This is a genomic window from Streptosporangium sp. NBC_01469 (assembly GCF_036227305.1).
GTDB lineage: Bacteria > Actinomycetota > Actinomycetes > Streptosporangiales > Streptosporangiaceae > Streptosporangium.
This window is the reverse complement of sequence record NZ_CP109465.1, coordinates 8,523,657-8,542,322: the sequence shown is the minus strand read 5'-3', so window position 1 is coordinate 8,542,322 and position 18,666 is coordinate 8,523,657. Positions and strand designations below refer to the sequence as shown.

The 18,666-nt window shown below is 70.3% G+C and carries 14 protein-coding genes, 4 tRNA genes and 1 riboswitch; of the genes, 7 read left to right on the top strand and 11 right to left on the bottom strand.

Translation table 11 applies throughout. The features are described 5' to 3' along the window. Positions 1-85: 85 nt before the first annotated feature. The 8 genes from OG587_RS37145 to OG587_RS37110 all read right to left on the bottom strand — a co-directional run bounded on the left by OG587_RS37145 (position 86) and on the right by OG587_RS37110 (position 5,845). On the bottom strand, positions 86-610 hold the full coding sequence (locus OG587_RS37145) for an NUDIX domain-containing protein (RefSeq protein WP_329083474.1): 525 nt from the start codon (positions 608-610) through the stop codon (positions 86-88). A gap of 314 nt (positions 611-924) precedes the next feature. Then, on the bottom strand, positions 925-1,356 hold the full coding sequence (locus OG587_RS37140; protein ID WP_329083473.1) for a PPOX class F420-dependent oxidoreductase: 432 nt from the start codon (positions 1,354-1,356) through the stop codon (positions 925-927). 232 nt (positions 1,357-1,588) lie between these two features. Further along, complete coding sequence (locus OG587_RS37135) at positions 1,589-2,875, bottom strand: YibE/F family protein (RefSeq protein ID WP_329083472.1); 1,287 nt, start codon at positions 2,873-2,875, stop codon at positions 1,589-1,591. Positions 2,876-3,138: 263 nt separating this feature from the next. Next, positions 3,139-3,210, bottom strand: a tRNA-Val gene (locus OG587_RS37130). 13 nt (positions 3,211-3,223) lie between these two features. After that, positions 3,224-3,295, bottom strand: a tRNA-Gly gene (locus OG587_RS37125). A 74-nt stretch (positions 3,296-3,369) separates the two neighbouring features. Then, positions 3,370-3,440: transfer RNA gene (locus tag OG587_RS37120), tRNA-Cys, on the bottom strand. Positions 3,441-3,465: 25 nt separating this feature from the next. Continuing rightward, a tRNA-Gly gene (locus tag OG587_RS37115) sits at positions 3,466-3,537 on the bottom strand. A gap of 88 nt (positions 3,538-3,625) precedes the next feature. Then, positions 3,626-5,845 carry an N-acetylmuramoyl-L-alanine amidase gene (locus tag OG587_RS37110; RefSeq protein WP_329083471.1) on the bottom strand — a complete coding sequence of 740 codons (2,220 nt, stop codon included), beginning with the start codon at positions 5,843-5,845 and terminating at the stop codon, positions 3,626-3,628. Between the two features lie 153 nt (positions 5,846-5,998). Between OG587_RS37110 and OG587_RS37105 the strand changes: the two genes are divergently transcribed. The 6 genes from OG587_RS37105 to OG587_RS37080 all read left to right on the top strand — a co-directional run bounded on the left by OG587_RS37105 (position 5,999) and on the right by OG587_RS37080 (position 14,457). Continuing rightward, positions 5,999-6,274 (top strand): hypothetical protein, encoded by a 276-nt coding sequence (locus OG587_RS37105; RefSeq protein WP_329083470.1) that lies wholly within the window; start codon positions 5,999-6,001, stop codon positions 6,272-6,274. A 43-nt stretch (positions 6,275-6,317) separates the two neighbouring features. Continuing rightward, positions 6,318-8,138, top strand: a complete 1,821-nt coding sequence (glmS, locus tag OG587_RS37100) for a glutamine--fructose-6-phosphate transaminase (isomerizing) (RefSeq protein ID WP_329083469.1) — start codon at positions 6,318-6,320, stop codon at positions 8,136-8,138. 266 nt (positions 8,139-8,404) lie between these two features. Then, entirely contained in the window at positions 8,405-9,424 is a 1,020-nt protein-coding gene (locus tag OG587_RS37095; protein WP_329083468.1) for a tripartite tricarboxylate transporter substrate-binding protein, read from the top strand. Between the two features lie 4 nt (positions 9,425-9,428). Next, positions 9,429-9,631, top strand: a riboswitch (cobalamin riboswitch). A gap of 116 nt (positions 9,632-9,747) precedes the next feature. Continuing rightward, positions 9,748-12,162, top strand: a complete 2,415-nt coding sequence (locus OG587_RS37090) for a ribonucleoside-diphosphate reductase subunit alpha (protein ID WP_329083467.1) — start codon at positions 9,748-9,750, stop codon at positions 12,160-12,162. Positions 12,163-12,248: 86 nt separating this feature from the next. Then, positions 12,249-13,244 (top strand): ribonucleotide-diphosphate reductase subunit beta, encoded by a 996-nt coding sequence (locus OG587_RS37085; RefSeq protein ID WP_329083466.1) that lies wholly within the window; start codon positions 12,249-12,251, stop codon positions 13,242-13,244. Between the two features lie 61 nt (positions 13,245-13,305). Beyond that, positions 13,306-14,457, top strand: coding sequence for a mechanosensitive ion channel family protein (locus OG587_RS37080; RefSeq protein WP_329083465.1), 1,152 nt, complete (start codon positions 13,306-13,308; stop codon positions 14,455-14,457). A gap of 318 nt (positions 14,458-14,775) precedes the next feature. Here the strand turns inward: OG587_RS37080 and OG587_RS37075 are convergent, their stop codons facing one another. The 3 genes from OG587_RS37075 to glgC form a co-directional block, all read right to left on the bottom strand. Further along, positions 14,776-15,147, bottom strand: a complete 372-nt coding sequence (locus tag OG587_RS37075) for a VOC family protein (protein WP_329083464.1) — start codon at positions 15,145-15,147, stop codon at positions 14,776-14,778. Continuing rightward, entirely contained in the window at positions 15,144-15,809 is a 666-nt protein-coding gene (locus OG587_RS37070; RefSeq protein ID WP_329083463.1) for a TetR/AcrR family transcriptional regulator, read from the bottom strand. The genes OG587_RS37075 and OG587_RS37070 overlap by 4 nt, the downstream gene beginning before the upstream one ends. 385 nt (positions 15,810-16,194) lie before the next feature. Beyond that, positions 16,195-17,421 carry a glucose-1-phosphate adenylyltransferase gene (gene glgC, locus OG587_RS37065; RefSeq protein WP_329083462.1) on the bottom strand — a complete coding sequence of 409 codons (1,227 nt, stop codon included), beginning with the start codon at positions 17,419-17,421 and terminating at the stop codon, positions 16,195-16,197. Positions 17,422-17,469: 48 nt separating this feature from the next. Between glgC and glgA the strand changes: the two genes are divergently transcribed. Then, positions 17,470-18,660 carry a glycogen synthase gene (glgA, locus tag OG587_RS37060; protein ID WP_329083461.1) on the top strand — a complete coding sequence of 397 codons (1,191 nt, stop codon included), beginning with the start codon at positions 17,470-17,472 and terminating at the stop codon, positions 18,658-18,660. Positions 18,661-18,666 lie beyond the last annotated feature (6 nt).

The following is an 18,666-nucleotide window of genomic DNA, read 5'->3' as shown; positions in this document are numbered from 1 at the left end:
TCGCCTCGCGCTCTACGTCCCGGTGATTCTTACGGCCATGTGAGTCTCTCCTACGGCCCCGTGAGGTCCTGGCCCTGTGCGTCTTCTACGGCCCGGTGAGGACGTAGAGCAGCGCGGCCATGCTGGTGCCGCACGTGACGTCACCCTTGCCGACCATGTCGCGGATGTCGGCGAGGGGCACCCACTCGATGCGCTCGGCCTCCCATGCCTCGGCCGGCGGGCCGATGTGGGTGGCGCCGTCGGCGTGGAAGATGTGGTGGACCGAGTCGGAGATCCCGTTGGTCGGCTGGACGCGCAGCAGCGCGCGCAGCGGTCCGGGCCGCCAGCCGGTCTCCTCCTCGACCTCGCGCGCGGCGGCCGCCGGCGGCTCCTCACCGTCGTCGATCCCGCCGATGGGGATCTCCCAGCCCCACGAGTCGGTGATGAAGCGATGCCGCCAGATCAGCAGCACCCGGCGCCGATCGTCGGTGACGACGGCCCCGGCTCCCGGCGCGGTACGGATCAGCCGGTGGTCCAGGTGCCTGCCGTCGGGAAGCTCCACATCCGCCACCCGGACATCGAGCCATCGGTCGGTGTAGAGAGGTTCTTCGGAGTGAACCTGCCAGCGCATGCGGCGTGCTCCCAACGTGGTTACCTGATCTCGGCCCCACGCTACCGGGGCGGGCGGTCATCGTGGGGCGGCGCGACACCGGCACCGTGACGGAAGCGACGCCGGTCAACGGCATCGCGGCGTCGGCGATCGCGAGGCCGTCTTCGGTTTCCCCGATCCCCGGCTTCCCGGCTTTCTCGATTCGCCGCTTCGCCGGTGCGCGCCGGGGGCCTGGCGGCGCGCACCGCAGTGGATGATCGTGCCCGCGTCGGCCGCACGGCCCGCTCGCCGTCGCCGGCGCGGACCTGGACGTTAGACGCCTCTTCCGAGCGCTGTCAGCCGATCTTCTCGCCGTACACGTGGTCGACCGTCATGACCATGAGCACCCTGCGGTCGGACACCATCACCGACCGGTACTCGTCCCAGTCCGGGTGCTCCCCGGCGGCGACGCGGTAGTAGTCGACCAGTGCCTCGACCTCGGGGCCGCGGGGGTCGGTCCCCGGCCCGGTGAGTGTCGCCGTGCCGTCGGCGGTGGCCCACGCCAGGCCGTCGGGGCTGGTCACCTCCAGCGTGGCTCGTGGGTCTCGACGCAGATTCGCCGTCTTGGCGCGTCCCTCGGTCATCGAGACGTAGATGACATCGGCCTCCTGGTCGTAGAAGGGCATGACGGGGGAGAGCTGGGGGCGGCCGTCCGACTTGATCGTCGCGAGGACACCGAGCCGGCTTTCCGCGAGCAGAGTGCGCGGGGTGAATGGCGTGGCGGTCATGCCAGGGCCAAGTCGCGACGGGACGCCGGTTATTCCTGGCGACGCGGAGCCGAGGGCCGGGTGTGGTGGCGGCTCAACCAGCCTCGGGGGCGGCGGACGCCTCCTCGGCCGGGAACAGGATCGGGCTGAGCAGGTATCGCGCGCTCGGGTGTGGATTCGTTCGCCGGCCGGGTGCGATCCGGGGCGGGACTGGTTCACGTGAGTGTCCCGGTGACCTGCGAGCGCGGAGGACTCACCGTGGTGATGTCGGTTGGGTGATGGAGTCGTTCAAGGGGTCCATCCGCCGTCGGTGGCGCGCCGCGGGGAGTGGCCGGTGGTCGGTGGTGGCCTGCCGGGCGCTGGCCAGCGCGGCCAGGGCGGTGGTGATCGGGACGGCCGCGATGAGCCCCAGGGTGCCCACCACGCTGCGGATGATCTCGGTGGCGATGACCGGATTGGTCAGCACCTCGCCGATGGGCTGGTCGCCGACGCTGACCAGCAGGAGCAGCGGCAGAGACGCGCCCGCGTAGGCGAGGATGATCGTGTTGATCACCGAGGCGATGTGGGCGCGGCCGACCCTGGCGGCGGCCCGGTACAGCTGGGCGAAGGTGTAGCCGGGGTTGGCGTGCGCGAGTTCGGTGACGGTGACGGCCTGGGTGACGGTGACGTCGTCCAGCACGCCGAGCGAGCCGATGATGATGCTGGCCAGCAGCAGGCCCTCGGTGTTGATCCGGTAGCTGACGTCCAGGTAGAACGAGCTCTCGTCGGTGATCCCGTTGAGTTGGGCGATGCCGATGGCCGCGTACGACAGCAGGCCGGTCAGGCTGAGGCTGATCAGGGTGCCGACCACGGCCATCGAAGTGGGGACGGTGAAGCCGTGGGTGAGGTAGAGCACCGTGAGCATGATCGCCGCGGCGCCGACGATGGCGACCAGTAGCGGCTGTTCCCCGGTCAGGATCGCCGGGATGACGAACATCAGGAGCAGCACGAACGTGATGGCCAGCCCGACCAGCGCCATCACCCCGCGCCAGCGTCCGAAGGCGATCACCGCCACCGCGAACGCGACACCGGCCAGCCACAGCGGGGAGGACCGGTCGTGGTCGGAGATCTGGTACGGCGGCATCTCCAGCTCACCGCCGCCCGGCGTATGTATCAGGATCACGTCGTCGCCCGCGGCGAACTTCTGTGAGCCGGGTCCGCTGGGCAGGCCGCTGGTGATGAAACGACCGGTCTGCGGCCCGCTGGTCAGCTCGACCTTGGCGTCGCCACAGGTGGCGGGGTCGGCCGGCGGCTGCTGACCGGGGGGTTGCCCGTCCGCGGGCGGCTCCTGCGGGCACGGGGTGAGGGTGACGGTGGTGATCGTCCCGGTCACCCGCTGCAGGCCGGCCGACGGCTGGCCGGTGGAGGTGAGTTCGGCGGGCCACAGCCAGATCAGGGCGGTCAGCGTGGCCAGCGCCAGGGGAACGATGACGGCCAGTGTCGCCCACACCGTGCCACGGGAGCTGGGGGCGGCCGGGCCGTGTGAATGGTTGGCACCCATGGTCGAAAAAGCTCTCCTTAGGGGCGGGGAAAGCGAAAGTACCGTACCGCGAAGGTGACCGTGTCGCCGTACGCCGGTGTGGCGAGTTCCTGACGCGCCTGAACCGGGTAGGGCATCTCGAGGCCTGCCGCCAGAGGTCAGGGTTTCCGGAAAACCTGTCCGAACGCGGCGCGACGGCCTCCGGTGAGACCGGGGGTGACGGCCGAACGCGAAAGGCCAGATCCGCGATCTCCGGATCTGGCCTCTGAGCTGGTGAAATCGGGTGGACGATACAGGGATTGAACCTGTGACCTCTTCCGTGTCAGGGAAGCGCTCTCCCGCTGAGCTAATCGTCCTCGGGTGAACCAGAGCGGAAGACGGGATTCGAACCCGCGACCCTCACCTTGGCAAGGTGATGCTCTACCACTGAGCCACTTCCGCGTATTCGCTTCGGGTTTCCCCTCGGCGCTCGCACTACTTTACCGGATCCCGGAGGGTCCGATGGTCGTGCAATGAGGTGGAGACGGGATTTGAACCCGTGTAGACGGCTTTGCAGGCCGTTGCCTCGCCTCTCGGCCACTCCACCGGTCAGGCCCCTGCGGGCCCGCCGGAGCGGAAGACGGGATTCGAACCCGCGACCCTCACCTTGGCAAGGTGATGCTCTACCACTGAGCCACTTCCGCGTGACCCCCGGAAACGGCTCCGGGGCACGTGAAAACTCTAGCGCCTCCACAGGGCGGATGTGCGCAACGAGCCGGACCCCGGAGATCCTCACCTGGTGACCGGCTGGACGTCGGAGGCCCGGACGAACATGATCCGGTGCCCGAACTGGATCTGCCGGTAGCGGGCATCGCCCGTGACGACGCGGTGCACCGACGGGTCGAAGGCGGCTGCCCTGAGGTACGAGGCCCGGGTCGTCGGGCCGGAGCTGTACGCCTGCCCGGCGGGTATCGAGTACTGCAGCGGGGTCAGGGTCTGCACGGGAACGCCCCCCGGGTAGGCGGGTGCCTTCGGGTAGGCCCTGCCGTACACCTTCACCGGGGAACGGCCCGGCCTGGGCGTCACCAGAGGGCCGGACGCGCGTACGGAGGTGGGGGCCGCGGCCGGGTCGTGGAACCACGCCTTCTGGCCGAGGTACCAGATCGCGGTCCAGTCGCCCCTGCGCTCGGCGAGCGCGTACCGCTGGCCGGTGGAGGCGCGGGCGGCGTGGTCGTAGACGCTGTACGTGGAGTCGCCGGTGGGGTGCTTGCCGACGTCCCTGACCAGCGGCGCGGTGAAGGAGGGGCGCGTGCGCAGCCAGACCGAGGCGGCGCCCAGGCTGCGGCACCCCCCGGTACAGCCGGTGAATCCCGGCCTGTTGGTGCCGTAGTCGGGCCTGATCAGCACCGAGCGCGCGGCGTCGCCGCCCGAGGCGCGCAGCGGCCTGCCGAGCAGCTCGAAGTAGTGGGCCCAGTCCCAGTAGGGGCCGGGGTCCTCGTGCATTCCGCCCACGGTCTCCGGGGTGGTGCCCGGCACGTTGTCGTGTCCCAGGATGTGCGCCCGGTCGAGGGGGATGTCGTACTTGGCCGCGAGGTGGCGGACCAGCCTGGCCGAGGCCAGGTACATCGCCTCGGTGAACCAGGCGCCGCCCCTGGCCAGGTAGCCCTCGTGCTCCAGGCCGATGGAGCGGGAGTTGACGTACCAGTTTCCCGCGTGCCAGCCGACGTCCCTGGCCCGCAGGTGCTGGGCGATGTGGCCGTCGGCGGAGCGGATGGTGAAGTGCCAGCTCAGATAGGCGGGGTTCCTGACCAGGCGGGTCATGGCGTCGTAGCTCGTCTCCCCGTCGTGGATCACGATGTAGTCGATCTCCCGGGGGCCGTCGGAGCGGTCGTGGTTGCCGTACCCGCCGCCAGGGAGCCGCTTGTACGCGGCGGGGAGCCACTCGCAGGAGACGCTTTTCGGGCAGTCGGGGCCCGGCACAGGGGCGGGCCGCTTGGCGAGCATCATGGTGATCTTCTTGGCGGGGGTGGGCGCGGGCGTGGGCACCGGGGTGGGTGTGGGGGCGGGTGACGCGAGGGGTGGCCCGGAGGGCGAGGCGCGCCGTTCCAGGGGGAGCGGTGCTCGCGGCCCGGACGGCCCGGACGGCCCGGACGGCCCGGAGGGTTCCGATGGTCCAGGGGGTTCCGAACGCCCGGACGGCTCGGACGACCCGAAGGGCGTGTACGGCTTGGAGGGTGTGGACAGGTCCGGTGTGGCGGGGAGTGTCACCCGCTCGCCGTCGTCGGTCACCCGTGAGGCGCCGGCCCTCATCGTCGCGTAGACCTCGTCGGCGAAGGAGAGCGCGGCCTCCCTTCCCGCCGCGCCCCTCTCCCGGGTGCCGGGGTAGCGGGCCACGGCGTCGTACCAGCTCGCCGGGTCGTCGAGGGATCCCCCGCCGGTACGGCGCCGGTGGTCGGCGAGCAGCGCGGCGCCGCCCATGATGTTGGCGGAGGCGTCCTCGCGCAGCCGGTCGGGGGACAGGCCGGTCAGCTCCGAGGCCCGTCGCAGGGTGTCCTCCGGCGGGTCCGCCGCCACGGGCGGGAGGGCGATCACGCGAGGTCGGGTCTCGTCGCCGCGTGGATCCTCCCCGGCGCCGTGGGGCCGTCCGGGCTCGGCCCGGCCGTCGACCAGGTGCATCGGGCCATACCCGGCGGAGACGCTGGGCAGCCCGTCGTGGCCCTCCCAGCGGGACTCCAGGTAGGAGACCGCGAGCAGCACGCTCTCGGGCACCCCGTACGCCCGTGCCGCCTCGGTGAAGGCGGCCTGCCTGCCGGACCGCGGCCTCGCCCCCGTCGCCGTGCCCGGCCTCGCCCCCGGCCCCGTCGCAGTGCCGGGTGGTGCCGTGGTCCCGGAGAGGGCCGGGTGCGTCCGGAGCCGCGCCGGCCGATCCCCGGGACGTGCCGCCTCCGCGGGGACGACCGAGGCCAGGACGGCGAGAGCGGCGACGACGGTGATCCCCGGCAGGCGGCGCATAGCGGTTCCTCCCCCTCTGGTAACTACCTAGAGTTATCAGAGATTACCGACTGTCGCGCATTGCGGCGGGGTTGAGATGTTGAAGAGATTCTCTGCCCGAAATCGGGCAGGAAACTTGGTGTGTTCTCTCACGGATGCGTATGGTCCTGCTCTGTGTCCACGGCACGGAATCCGCATGAGGATCTGATCACCCACCTGACCCGGACGAGCGCGCTCGGTCCGGGCGAGGCGGCACGGGTCGTCGCGGACGTGCTGGCCTACTTCTCCGAGCCCGTCGACGAGTTCGTCCGGCGGCGCCACACGGAGCTCAAGGCCAGGGGGCTGGTCAACGACGAGATCTTCCCCAGGGTCGCCGCCGAGCTGGCGGTACGCCGTGTCGCGGCACCCGAACTCTCCCTGCGACAGCTTCGCCGGATCGTCTACGGGTAACAGATGACGGCACCTCAATCGTTTATGAATAAGGAGTGGCTACATGTGCGGAATCGTGGCCTATGTAGGGCCCAAGGACGCGGCACCCATCCTGCTGGAAGGCCTGCAGCGTCTTGAGTACCGGGGCTACGACTCGGCCGGTGTGGTCGTCTCCAACAAGGGCCTCAAGATGCGCAAGGTCAAGGGCCGGGTGGCCGACCTGGCGGCGGTCGTGCCCGCGCGGTTCAAGGGCGGCCTGGGCATCGGCCACACCCGCTGGGCCACCCACGGCGCGCCCAGCGACGTCAACGCCCACCCGCACCTGTCCGCCGACGAGCGCATCGCCGTCGTGCACAACGGCATCATCGAGAACGCCGACGAGCTGCGCGCCAAGCTGGAGGCCGACGGTGCGATCTTCCTGTCGGAGACCGACACCGAGGTGCTGTCACACCTGATCGCCCGCACGGTGAAGGAGGCCGACTCGCTGGAGGAGGCCGTCAGGACCGCGCTCAAGCGGGTCGTCGGCACGTACGGGATCGCGGTGATCGACTCCGAGCGTCCCGGCGAGGTGGTCGTGGCGCGCAACGGCAGCCCCATCGTGCTGGGCATCGGCGAGAAGGAGATGTTCGCCGCGTCCGACGTCGCCGCGCTGGTCCGCTACACGCGCCAGGTGGTTCACCTGGAGGACGGCGAGATCGCCGTGCTGCGGGCCGACGGGTTCAACACCTTCGCCAGCGACGCGCGAGAGACGGCCAAGGAGACGCTGACCGTCGACTGGGAGGCCGGGCACTACGACACCGGCGGCTACGAGCACTACCTGCTCAAGGAGATCTCCGAGCAGCCCGACACGGTGGCCAGGACGCTGCGCGGGCGGCTGGACGACCGCTTCCACATCGCCCACCTGGGCGGCCTCAACATGGACGCGCGGGAGACCCGCTCGTTCCGCCGGGTGAAGATCATCGGCTGCGGTTCCGCGTACTACTCGGGTCAGATCGGCGCGCAGCTCATCGAGGAGCTGGCGCGCATCCCGGCCGACGCGGAGCCGGCGAGCGAGTTCCGCTACCGCAGCCCGGTGGTGGAGGCCGACACCCTCTACGTGGCGATCAGCCAGTCGGGGGAGACCTACGACACCCTCGCCGCCGTCCAGGAGCTCAAGCGCAAGGGTGGCAGGGTGCTCGGCATCGTCAACACCGTGGGCAGCGCGATCGCCCGCGAGTGCGACGGCGGCGTCTACCTGCACGCGGGTCCCGAGGTCTCGGTGGCGAGCACCAAGGCGTTCACCTCGACCGCCGTGGCCTTCGCGCTGCTCGCGCTGCACCTGGGCCGGGTGCGTGACCTGTCCCCCGCCGACGGCCGCAGGATCTGCGACGGCCTGCGCAGGCTGCCGGACCAGATCAAGGAGATCCTGGCGCTGGAGCCGCAGATCAAGGAGCTGGCGGGCAAGTACGCCGAGTCGCCGAGCATGATGTTCGTGGGCCGGGTCAGGGGCTATCCGGTGGCCCGCGAGGGCGCGCAGAAGCTCAAGGAGATCTCGTACGTGCACGCCGAGGCGTACCCGGCCAGCGAGCTCAAGCACGGGCCGCTGGCGCTGATCGGCCCGGACATGCCGACGGTGGCGATCGTCCCCGACGACGAGCTGCTGGACAAGAACCTCACCACGCTGGGCGAGATCCGTGCCCGGGGGGGCCGGGTGCTCATGGTGGGCCACCGCACGGCCGACCCCAAGCTGGCCGACGACTGCGTCGTGGTGCCCAAGAACGAGACCGAGCTGGACCCGATCCTGCTCTCGATCCCGCTCCAGCTCTTCGCCTACCACGCCGCCGTGGCGCTGGAGCGGGACGTCGACAAGCCCAGGAACCTGGCCAAGAGCGTCACGGTGGAGTGAGGCCCCGGCCCCCATCCCTCCGGTCCCCGGCCCCTGTCCCTCGCCCCCGGCGCCCCGGCCTCGCTTCGTCCGGCCTGCCGGGGCGCCGGGTGCTCCGCGTGCTCCCGGGCTCCGCGGGCGCCGTGGGCTCCCGTGAGGTGGCCGCCCGCGATGCTCGATGGCTCGTGTCCGGGTGCGGGCGAGATTTCCGCATACCCCCACTTCGTCACAGAAAGTGAGTAAGAAGTAACCTTTGGTATGAGGGGTTCTTGGGGGAAGGGGCGCTTATGCGCCGTAGGGGGTTTTTCGCACTGGCGGCGGGGGTCCTGGTCGCCGCGGGGTGCGACGCGGGCGGCGCTGCCGATCCGGCGGTGAGGCGCCTGTTCATCCTCGAACCGACCGCCGACGGCCACGGCTGGGACGGGATCGCGGGCAGGCTGGCGACCGTCCTGGTCCAGTCGGGGCTGGCGCGTACCGCGATGGCCGTCGAGCGGCAGGGTGTCCTGGGCTCCGCCCCGCGCGACGCGTTCGGCGCCTTCCGCGGCCCCTTCGCGCGCGAGGGCAGGCTGCTCGTCACCGCGATGCCGATGGTGGCCGCCGCGGAGATCGCCAACACCGCCGCCGTGGTGAACGCCGCCACCCCCCTCGCCCGCCTGGTCGGCGACTGGGCGGTCCTGGTCGTCCCCTCCGGCTCCCGCTTGCGTACCTTCGAGGACTTCGCCGCGCGGCTGCGCCAGAACCCGGCGGGGCTGACGGTCGGCGGCCGGTCGGAGGGCGGCTCCGACCACGTGCTCTACGGCATGATCGGCAAGTGCCTCGGGGTGGACACCCGGCTGCTGGAGTACGCCGGATACCTCGCCCCCGACGACGCCGCCGAGGCGCTCCAGGTCGGCCGGGTGGCGGCCCTGCTGGGATCGGCGCGCGCCCTGCGGCCCGAGATCACCGCGGGCCGTCTGCGGCCCCTGGTGGTCTCCTCCGGCGGCCGGATCGACGGGATCGACGCGCCGACGCTCATGGAGGTCGACGTCCGGCTGGAGTACAGCGACTGGTGCGGCCTGCTGGGCCCCAAGGACATGAGCCCGGGGGACCGGGACGCCGCGATCGCCCTGTGTGACAGGATCGACGCCGCGCCGCGCTGGCGTTCCCTGTGCGCGGCCCACGGCTGGAGCCGGGTCTATCTCAGCGGCGACGAGTTCCGCCAGTGGCTCTCCACCGAGACGGCGCGCACCCGCGGTGTGCTTCACGAGCTCGGGCTGTTGAAGTCCTCCGACACAACTTGTTGGGGTAGTTGCGTCAGACGCCCCTAGATGTAGGATCCTGCTCGTTGCTGGTTCGCCCCGCGAGGGGCGAGGCAAGAGGGAACCCGGTGAGATTCCGGCGACTGCCCCGCAGCGGTGAACGGGAACGAAAGCCGTCAGTCAAGCACTGGGCGAACCATGCCTGGGAAGCGACGGCCGGTAGGCATGTGCAGTGCGCCCGTGAGTCCGAAGACCTGCCGGTGACGTGATTGTCCAGGGCCTCGTGGGAGGGCCCGCGGAACGAGGCGATCCGGCGTGCCCGGGATCGCTCGCGGACGCGTGCCCCTCCGGCGGAGCCGTACGGGGAAGTCCGATCGAGCGAGGGGCACTACGTGACACAGGCATTGGCGGAGACCGCTGCGGGGAGCACGGCGGCGGCCGCGGTGGACACCGGGAACACCGGGAACACCGGGAACACCGGGAACGCGGCGGCGACCGCGGTGGACACCGGGAACACCGGGAACGCGGCGGCGGCCGCGGTGGACACCGGCGACACCGTGAGCGCCGGGAGCGCGGCGGTGACCGCGACGGGCAGCGGCGACGCCGGAAGCGCCGTGAGCGCCGGGAGCGCGGCGGACGACCGAAGGCTGGCCATCGACGAGGCGGCCGCCCGGGTGATCACCGATCCCGAGAACTCCAGGGTCGCCGCCGCGATGCTGGCCGAGCTGATCGCCGACGAGGCCGCCGAGCACGGCGTCCGCCGGTTCTCCGAGTCCGTCGCCGCGACCCACGAGGCGGGGCTGATCCAGGACGGGCTCGCGGAGTTCGTGGCCGCCCACGCCGAGGTCCTGGACGCGCTGGTCGACCCGGAGGCCGACACCAGGTTCGAGTACTTCGGGCTGCGTACCGTCTACGACCGCTACCTGCTGCGCCACCCGCGGACCCGCAAGGTCCTGGAGCGCCCGCAGCACTTCTTCCTCCGGGTGGCCTGCGGCCTGTCCGAGACCGTCGAGGAGGCCGCCGAGCTGTACGCGCTCATGGCCACCCTGTCCTACCTGCCCAGCTCGCCCACGCTGTTCAACTCCGGCTCCCGCAGGCCCCAGCTCTCCTCGTGCTTCCTGCTCGACTCGCCCCGTGACGAGCTGGAGTCCATCTACGAGCGCTACGGGCAGGTCGCGCGGCTGTCGAAGTACGCGGGGGGCATCGGGATCGCCTGGACCAGGGTCCGCTCGCGGGGCTCGCTGATCCGGGGCACCAACGGCCACTCCAACGGCATCGTGCCCTGGCTGCGCACGCTCGACTCCAGCGTCGCCGCGGTCAACCAGGGAGGCCGCCGCAAGGGCGCGGCCTGCGTCTATTTGGAGCCCTGGCACGCCGACGTCGAGGAGTTCCTGGAACTGCGCGACAACACCGGCGAGGAGGCCCGCCGCACGCACAACCTGAACCTGGCCAACTGGATCCCCGACGAGTTCATGCGCCGGGTCGAGGCCGACGGCGTCTGGTCGCTGTTCGACCCCAAGGAGGTCCCGCACCTCACCGACCTGTACGGCGCCGCGTTCGACGACGCCTACCGGGCCGCCGAGGCCGAGGGCCGGTTCACCAGGCAGATCCCCGCCCGGACCCTGTACGGGCGGATGATGCGCACGCTCGCCCAGACCGGCAACGGCTGGATGACCTTCAAGGACGCGGCCAACCGGACCTCCAACCAGACGGGCAGGCCGGAGAACGTCATCCACCTGTCCAACCTCTGCACCGAGATCCTGGAGGTCACCGGCGACGCGGAGACCGCCGTCTGCAACCTCGGCTCGATCAATCTCGCCGCCCACCTGGCCGAGGGCTCCACCGAGGACGGGATCGACTGGGCCCGGCTGCGCGCGACCGTCCGTACCGCCGTGCGCTTTCTCGACCGCACCATCGACCTGGGCTTCTACCCGACCCCCGAGGCGAGGGCCGCCAACCAGAGGTGGCGCCCGATCGGGCTCGGCGTGATGGGCCTGGCCGACGTGCTGTTCACGCTGCGGCTGCCGTTCGACTCGCCGCGCGCCCTGAAGCTGTCCACCAGGATCTCCGAGGAGATCGCGCTCGCCGCCTACCGGATCTCCTCCGACCTGGCCGTGGAGCGGGGCCGCCATCCCTCGTACGAGGAGACCAGGGCCGCCGCAGGGGTGCTCCACCCCGACCACTACGGGGCGGCGAGGTCCGCGGAGTGGGCGGAGATCAGGGAGCGGATCGCCGAAACCGGCCTGCGCAACTCGCTGATGATCGCGATCGCGCCGACGGCCACGATCGCCTCCATCGCGGGCTGCTACGAGTGCATCGAGCCGCAGGTCTCCAACATCTTCAAGCGCGAGACCCTCTCGGGGGAGTTCCTCCAGGTCAACCGCTATCTCGTCCGCGACCTCCAGGCCCGTGGCCTGTGGACCTCGCCGATCCGCGACGCGATCAAGCGCGCCGACGGCTCCGTACAGGACATCCCCGAGATCCCCGCCGACCTGAGGACGCTCTACCGGACCGCCTGGGAGCTACCGCAGAAGGCGCTGATCGACCTGGCCGCCGCGCGCACCCCGTACATCGACCAGTCGCAGTCGCTGAACCTCTTCATGGCCACGCCGACCATCGGCAAGCTCTCCTCGATGTACGCCTACGCCTGGAAGTCGGGCCTCAAGACCACCTACTACCTGCGCTCGCGCCCGGCCACCCGGATCGCGCAGGCCACCGTGGCGGCGCCGGTGGAGCGGACCGTCCTCGACCCCGAGGCCGTCGCCTGCTCCCTGGAGAACCCCGAGTACTGCGACGCCTGCCAGTAGCCGTCCCGGTTCCTCGAAAACTCTTCGAGAAGCACCGCGGCTTCCGGAGAAGCGCCGCCGCGACCACCCAGAAAGGCATTACCCCGATGTTGCTCGACCCCGGCATGGATCTCACCCTGCGGCCGATGCGGTACCCCGAGTTCTACGAGCGCTACCGGGCCGCGATCCGCAACACCTGGACCGTCGAGGAGGTGGACCTCACCTCCGACCTGGCGGACCTGGCGAGGATGACGCCCGAGGAGCGCCACCTGATCAACCGCCTCGTGGCGTTCTTCGCCACCGGCGACTCGATCGTGGCCAACAACCTCGTCCTCAACCTCTACCAGCACCTCAACGCCCCCGAGGCACGCCTCTATCTCAGCAGGCAGCTGTTCGAGGAGGCGGTGCACGTCCAGTTCTACCTGACCCTGCTGGACACCTACCTGCCCGATCCGGACGAGCGGGTCAAGGCCTTCGCCGCGGTCGAGCACATCCCCTCGATCCGGGACAAGGCGGAGTTCTGTTTCCGCTGGATCGACTCGCTCGGCGGGCTGACCCGGCTGGAGACGAGGGAGGACCGGCGGGCGTTCCTGCTCAACCTGATCTGCTTCGCGGCGTGCATCGAGGGGCTGTTCTTCTACGGGGCCTTCGCCTACGTCTACTGGTTCCGTTCCCGGGGCCTGCTCAGCGGCCTGGCCACCGGGACGAACTGGGTGTTCCGCGACGAGTCCATGCACATGGAGTTCGCCTTCGGCGTCGTGGAGACCGTACGGGCCGAGGAGCCCGACCTGTTCGACGACAGGCTCGCCGAGCAGGTGACCCGGATGATCGAGGAGGCGGTGGCGGCCGAGCTGGCCTTCGCGGCCGACCTGTGCGGCGACGGCCTGCTCGGGATGAGCGTGGACCAGATGCGCCTGTACCTGGAGTACGTGGCCGACCAGCGTCTGGTCAGGCTCAGGATGCCCGTCCGGTACGGCACGGCCAACCCGTTCGCCTTCATGGAGTTGCAGGACGTGCAGGAGCTGGCCAACTTCTTCGAACGGCGGGTTTCGGCCTACCAGATAGCCGTCGAGGGGAATGTCACGTTCGACGAATCCTTCTGATTAGCTGGTGATCCAGGTAAGAGAACGACGAGGATGAAAGACGTCGAGGGGGACGCCTCAAGTGTCCGGCTGGATCATGCTGATCGTTTCCGTTGTCGCCGCCGTCGTGGCGGTGGAGGTGGTGCGACGGGTGCTGCGCTCGCGACTGATCGGTGAGAAATGGGTTCTCGCCGGTCCGCTCGTGCGCCGCTGCACCTGGCCGGGGTTCGCCACGGCCGCCGTCGTGACGGCCTACACCGCCTACGAGCCCGAGATGGCGCTGAGCTCGGTCGGCCGGCTGGTCTATCGCGGTCTCAGCCTGGCGATGATCGGGTGCGTCACCTGGCTGGTCATCCAGGCCGCCTTCGCGGTCACCGACGTGGTGCTGGAACGGCTGATCACCGTCGAGGGCGAGGGCAACCGCAGGGCCCGGCGCATCCGTACCCAGATCACCCTGGTCCGCCGGGTCGCCTCGGCGGTGATCATCGTGGTGGCGCTGGGCGCGATGCTCTTCACCTTCCCGCAGGTCCAGGCGCTCGGGGCCGGACTTCTGGCCTCGGCCGGGATCGCCGGTGTCGTCGTCGGTATCGCCGCCCAGTCGACCCTGGGCAACATGCTCGCCGGGCTCCAGCTGGCCTTCAGCGACGCGCTCCGCCTGGACGACGTCGTCGTGGTGAAGGGGGAATGGGGCCGGATCGAGGAGCTCAGCCTGACCTACGTGGTGCTGCGGCTGTGGGACGAGCGACGGCTCGTCCTGCCGGTCTCCTACTTCACGGCCAACCCGTTCGAGAACTGGACCCGGCACAGCAGTCGGGTGATCGGCCACGTGATCTTCATCGTCGACTGGTCGGTGCCGGTGGAGGAGCTGCGCACCGAGCTCTACCGGGCCCTGCGCGAGCACCCGCTCTGGGACCAGAAGGACTGGACCCTCCAGGTCACCGACACCCTTCCCAACGGGCTGCTGGAGTTGCGCGCCCTGATGAGCGCCGCCGACTCGGCCAGCGCCTGGGATCTCAAGTGCGACATCCGCGAGCACATGGTGACCTTCGTCCGCGACAGGTATCCCGAGGCGCTGCCCCGCTTCCGGGTCGAGACCCCGCCCCCCTCCGCGACCGTTCCCGGTACGCTCACCGGTTTGATGGGCGCCGGCCTGATGTCGCGGGGCCTGGGCGGTGACCCCCGCGAGCGGGACGGCTCCGCCGAGCGGGACGGCGACCAGCCGGACCCGGTCTGAGTCGACGGGCGCGCGTGCGCGGGCCGTCAGGAGTGTCCGCCCGCGAGGTGTGCCCGGTCTCCGAGGCGCGAATGCCGTGGCTCGCGGCGGCACCCGCTCCGGTCCCGCCGGGCCGCGCCCCGGAGGCTCATGCGCCGCAGTCGCAGCAGCATCCGTCGCACTTGCCACAGCACTTGCAGCAGTCGCAGCACCCGTCGCAGCCGTCGCACCCGCAGCCGTCGCACCCTCTCAGGTAGCAGCGCTCATCCCAGGCGTACTGCTTGCGGGCGCTCCACCGAGGCCGCCAGAGCCCGCAGGTCAGCAGGGTCCCCGTCACTGTCAGTCGGACATGACCTCGTAGAGGTTGCCCGTCTCGTCCGCGAAGAACAGGCCGCGCGGGCGGAGCGGGTGGTCGATCCGCCCGTTGTCGTGATGGGCCGGGTGGTTGCCGTACCGCACCTCCCGCTCCTTGAGCCGGGCGAGGATCGCGTCGAAGGTGGCCGGGTCGACGTCGAAGGCCAGGTGGTGACCCACGGGAGATTCCACGGTCATGAAGTCGAGGGTGAGGGATTCGTTCACCCGGACCGGGACGAAGTGCCCCTTCATCCCGGCGGGTGGCAGGCACTCCAGGTTCATGATGGCCGCGAGGAAGTCGGCCGCCCGCCGGTTGTCGAGCGCGGGAACGATGGTGTGGTTCAGCGTGACGGTCATGACGAGCCTTTCGACGGGGGAAGGCTGGGGGTGAGGTCGGGCCGGGTCAAGGCACCGTGCACGAACACGTCGACGATGTCGGTGACGCTCAGCTCGGGATCGCCCGGTGGCCGTCGGCCGTTGGAGCGCACCAGGTTCAGGAAGAGCATCGCCAGATGCTCCGGGGGGAGCCGCAGGGAGTCGCGATCCGGCTCGAACAGCTCGGCCAGCACCTCGCGGGTCTCCCTGAGCCTGGTGTCGCGAAACGACTCGGACTTCTTTTCCCGGGGGGCCGCGGAGGGCTCCGGGGCCGGGCGCTCGCGAACATGGCCGAAGGCGTGCAAGGCGCCGATCACGGTGCCGATCCGGGCTGTGAAGGCATGCATGGCGTCGGCCGCCTCGGTCAGCCGGGCGGCCAGTGGCTGGTCGAGCGGGATCGCGGCGAGTTGTTCCATCACGTGGTCCGGGCGGAGTGCCTCGGCCATGCAGGCGTCGAGCAGCTCGTTCTTGTCGGTGAACACCCGGAAGATCGTGGCCTCGCCGATCCCGGCGGCTCTGGCGATCTGGCCGGTGGTCACGGCGGCACCGTACTCGGCGACGAGGGGGAGGGCGACAGCCACGATCATCTCTCGGCGCCGCTCCGGGCTCATTCCCGGCGCTCGCCGGGTGGGTTGATTTTCCATGCGCCCATTTTGCGGAGTGAGTACTCACTCCGTCAAAGGCTTTTCGCGATACACCGGCTTCTCCCAAGGGCGCCCGCCGAGCTCCAGGGCGCCGGTCGGGTGGCCGGGCCGTCGCCGTTCGATCAGGTGGCCGGTGAACGCATCGCACCGGACCACCCGAACACCGGCAGGCGCGGTGCGTCCGATCCTGACATCGGGGTCGCCCGGCCGGTTCTCCGATGGAGACCGGAACCCGGGCCGACCGGGCGGTGGTTCCCGGCCCCGCCCTCCGGAGGGCGGGGCCGGGAACCACCGGTGAACCGGATCGGGAACCGGCGGCGGGCCAGGCTCCGGGGCGGTGCTCGACGACGCGGGACCTGGGGGCGTTCGGCCACGCGGGCCCGGGTCAGCGTTCGACGATCTCGTTCTTGCCGATGACGACGATGCCGCCGCTGGTCACCGCGAAGCGGCTGCGGTCGTACTCCAGGTCGAAGCCGATCCTGGCGCCGTCCGGGATGATCACGTTCTTGTCGATGATGGCCTTGCGGACGATGGCGCCGCGGCCCACCTTCACGTTGCCCATCAGGACCGAGTCCTCGACCTGGGAGTGGGAGTGCAGCACCACGCCGGGGGAGAGGATGGAGCGCTCCGCCAGCCCGCCGGAGACGATCGCGCCCGCGGAGACCAGGGAGTCGATCGCCCTGCCCACCCGGTCGCCGTCGTTGTGCACGAACTTGGCCGGGGGAAGCGGATCGTGGCCGGTGTAGATGGGCCACCGGCTGTTGTAGAGGTTGAAGACCGGGTGCGCCGAGATGAGGTCCATGTGGGCCTCGTAGTAGGCGTCGAGCGTTCCGACGTCCCGCCAGTAGCCCCGGTCGCGCTCGGTGGAGCCGGGTACGATGTTGTCGGCGAAGTCGTAGACCTCCGCGCTGCCCGACTTCACCATCATCGGGATGATGTTGCCGCCCAGGTCGTGCTTGCTGGTCGGGTCGAGCGCGTCCTCCCGGAGCGCGTCGAGCATCGACTGGGTCTTGAAGACGTAGTTGCCCATCGACGCGTAGACCTGGTCGGGCGCGTCGGGCAGGCCCACCGCGTCCTTCGGCTTCTCGCGGAAGGCCGTGATCTTGCGCCCGGCAGGGTCGGTCTCGATGACCCCGAACTGGTCGGCGAGCGACAGCGGCTGCCGGATCGCGGCCACGGTCACCTCGGCTCCGCTGTCGATGTGCTGCCGGACCATCTGCCGCGGGTCCATGCGGTAGATGTGGTCGGCGCCGAACACGATGACGTGGTCGGGCATCTCGTCGTAGATGAGGTTCAGGTTCTGGAACAGCGCGTCGGCGGAGCCCGAGAACCAGTGGGGGCCGAGGCGCTGCTGGGCCGGGACCGGCGTGACGTAGTTGCCGAGCATCGCCGACAGGCGCCATGTCCGGGAGATGTGCCGGTCGAGACTGTGGTTCTTGTACTGCGTCAGCACGACGATCTGGAGGTAGTGACCGTTGGCGAGATTGGACAGTACGAAGTCGACGAGCCGGTATATCCCCCCGAAAGGCACCGCAGGCTTCGCTCGATCAGCTGTCAGAGGCATGAGCCTCTTACCTTCTCCACCGGCGAGCACGATCGCGAGGACTCTCATAGGTGGACCTTAACCTGATGAACAGGGATGAAACACTAGGCTGATCGCATGCGAGTGGATCTACTGACCCGTGAATATCCCCCCGACGTCTACGGAGGGGCGGGAGTTCACGTCGAATACCTCGCCCGGGAGTTGCGCAGGCTCGCCGACACCCGGGTTCGCTGCTTCGGAGCGTCACGACCGGAGGAGGGCGTCGCGGCCTACCGGGTGCCCGGTGGCCTGGAGACGGCCAACGCCGCGCTGCAGGTGCTCGGGGTCGACCTGGAGATGGCGGCCGGCTGCGAGGGTGCCGACCTGGTCCACAGCCACACCTGGTACGCCAACTTCGCCGGCCACGTCGCCAAGATGCTGTACGGGACGCCACACGTGGTGACCACGCACAGCCTGGAGCCGCTGCGGCCGTGGAAGGCCGAGCAGCTGGGCGGCGGTTACACACTGTCATCGTGGGCCGAGCGCGGCGCGCTGGCCACCGCCGACGCGATCATCGCGGTCTCCGAGGGAATGCGCCGCGACGTGCTGGCGAGTTATCCGGAGATCCCGCCGGAGAAGGTCACGGTGATCCACAACGGGATCGACACCGGCGAGTACGCCCCCGACCGGGGCACCGACGTCCTGGAGCGGCACGGCATCGACCCGAGCAGACCGTACGTCGTCTTCGTGGGCCGCATCACCCGGCAGAAGGGCCTCGTCCACCTGCTCCACGCGGCGCGCGACTTCCACCCCGACGCCCAGCTGGTGCTCTGCGCGGGCGCGCCCGACACGCCCGAGATCGCCGCCGAGGTGACCGCGCTCGTGCGCGGGCTCGACCGCGAGGGCGTCGTCTGGATCTCGGAGATGCTTCCCCGCCCCGAGGTGATCCAGATCCTCACCCACGCGACCGTGTTCGTCTGCCCCTCCGTCTACGAGCCGATGGGCATCGTGAACCTGGAGGCCATGGCCTGCGAGACCGCCGTCGTGGCCACCGCCACCGGCGGCATCCCGGAGGTCGTGGCCGACGGCGCGACCGGCCTGCTGGTCCCGATCGACCAGACCGCCGACGGCACCCCGCGCGACCCCGACGCCTTCGCCGCCGCCCTCGCCGAGCGGGTCAACCGGCTGCTGGCCGACCCCGCCCTCGCCACCCGGATGGGTGAGGCCGGACGGATCCGCGCGGTGGAGCACTTCTCCTGGGAGCGCATCGCCGAGCGGACGATGGAGCTCTACCGGCGGGTCGCCCGCGGGGAGACGCCGGTCTCCTGACGGTTT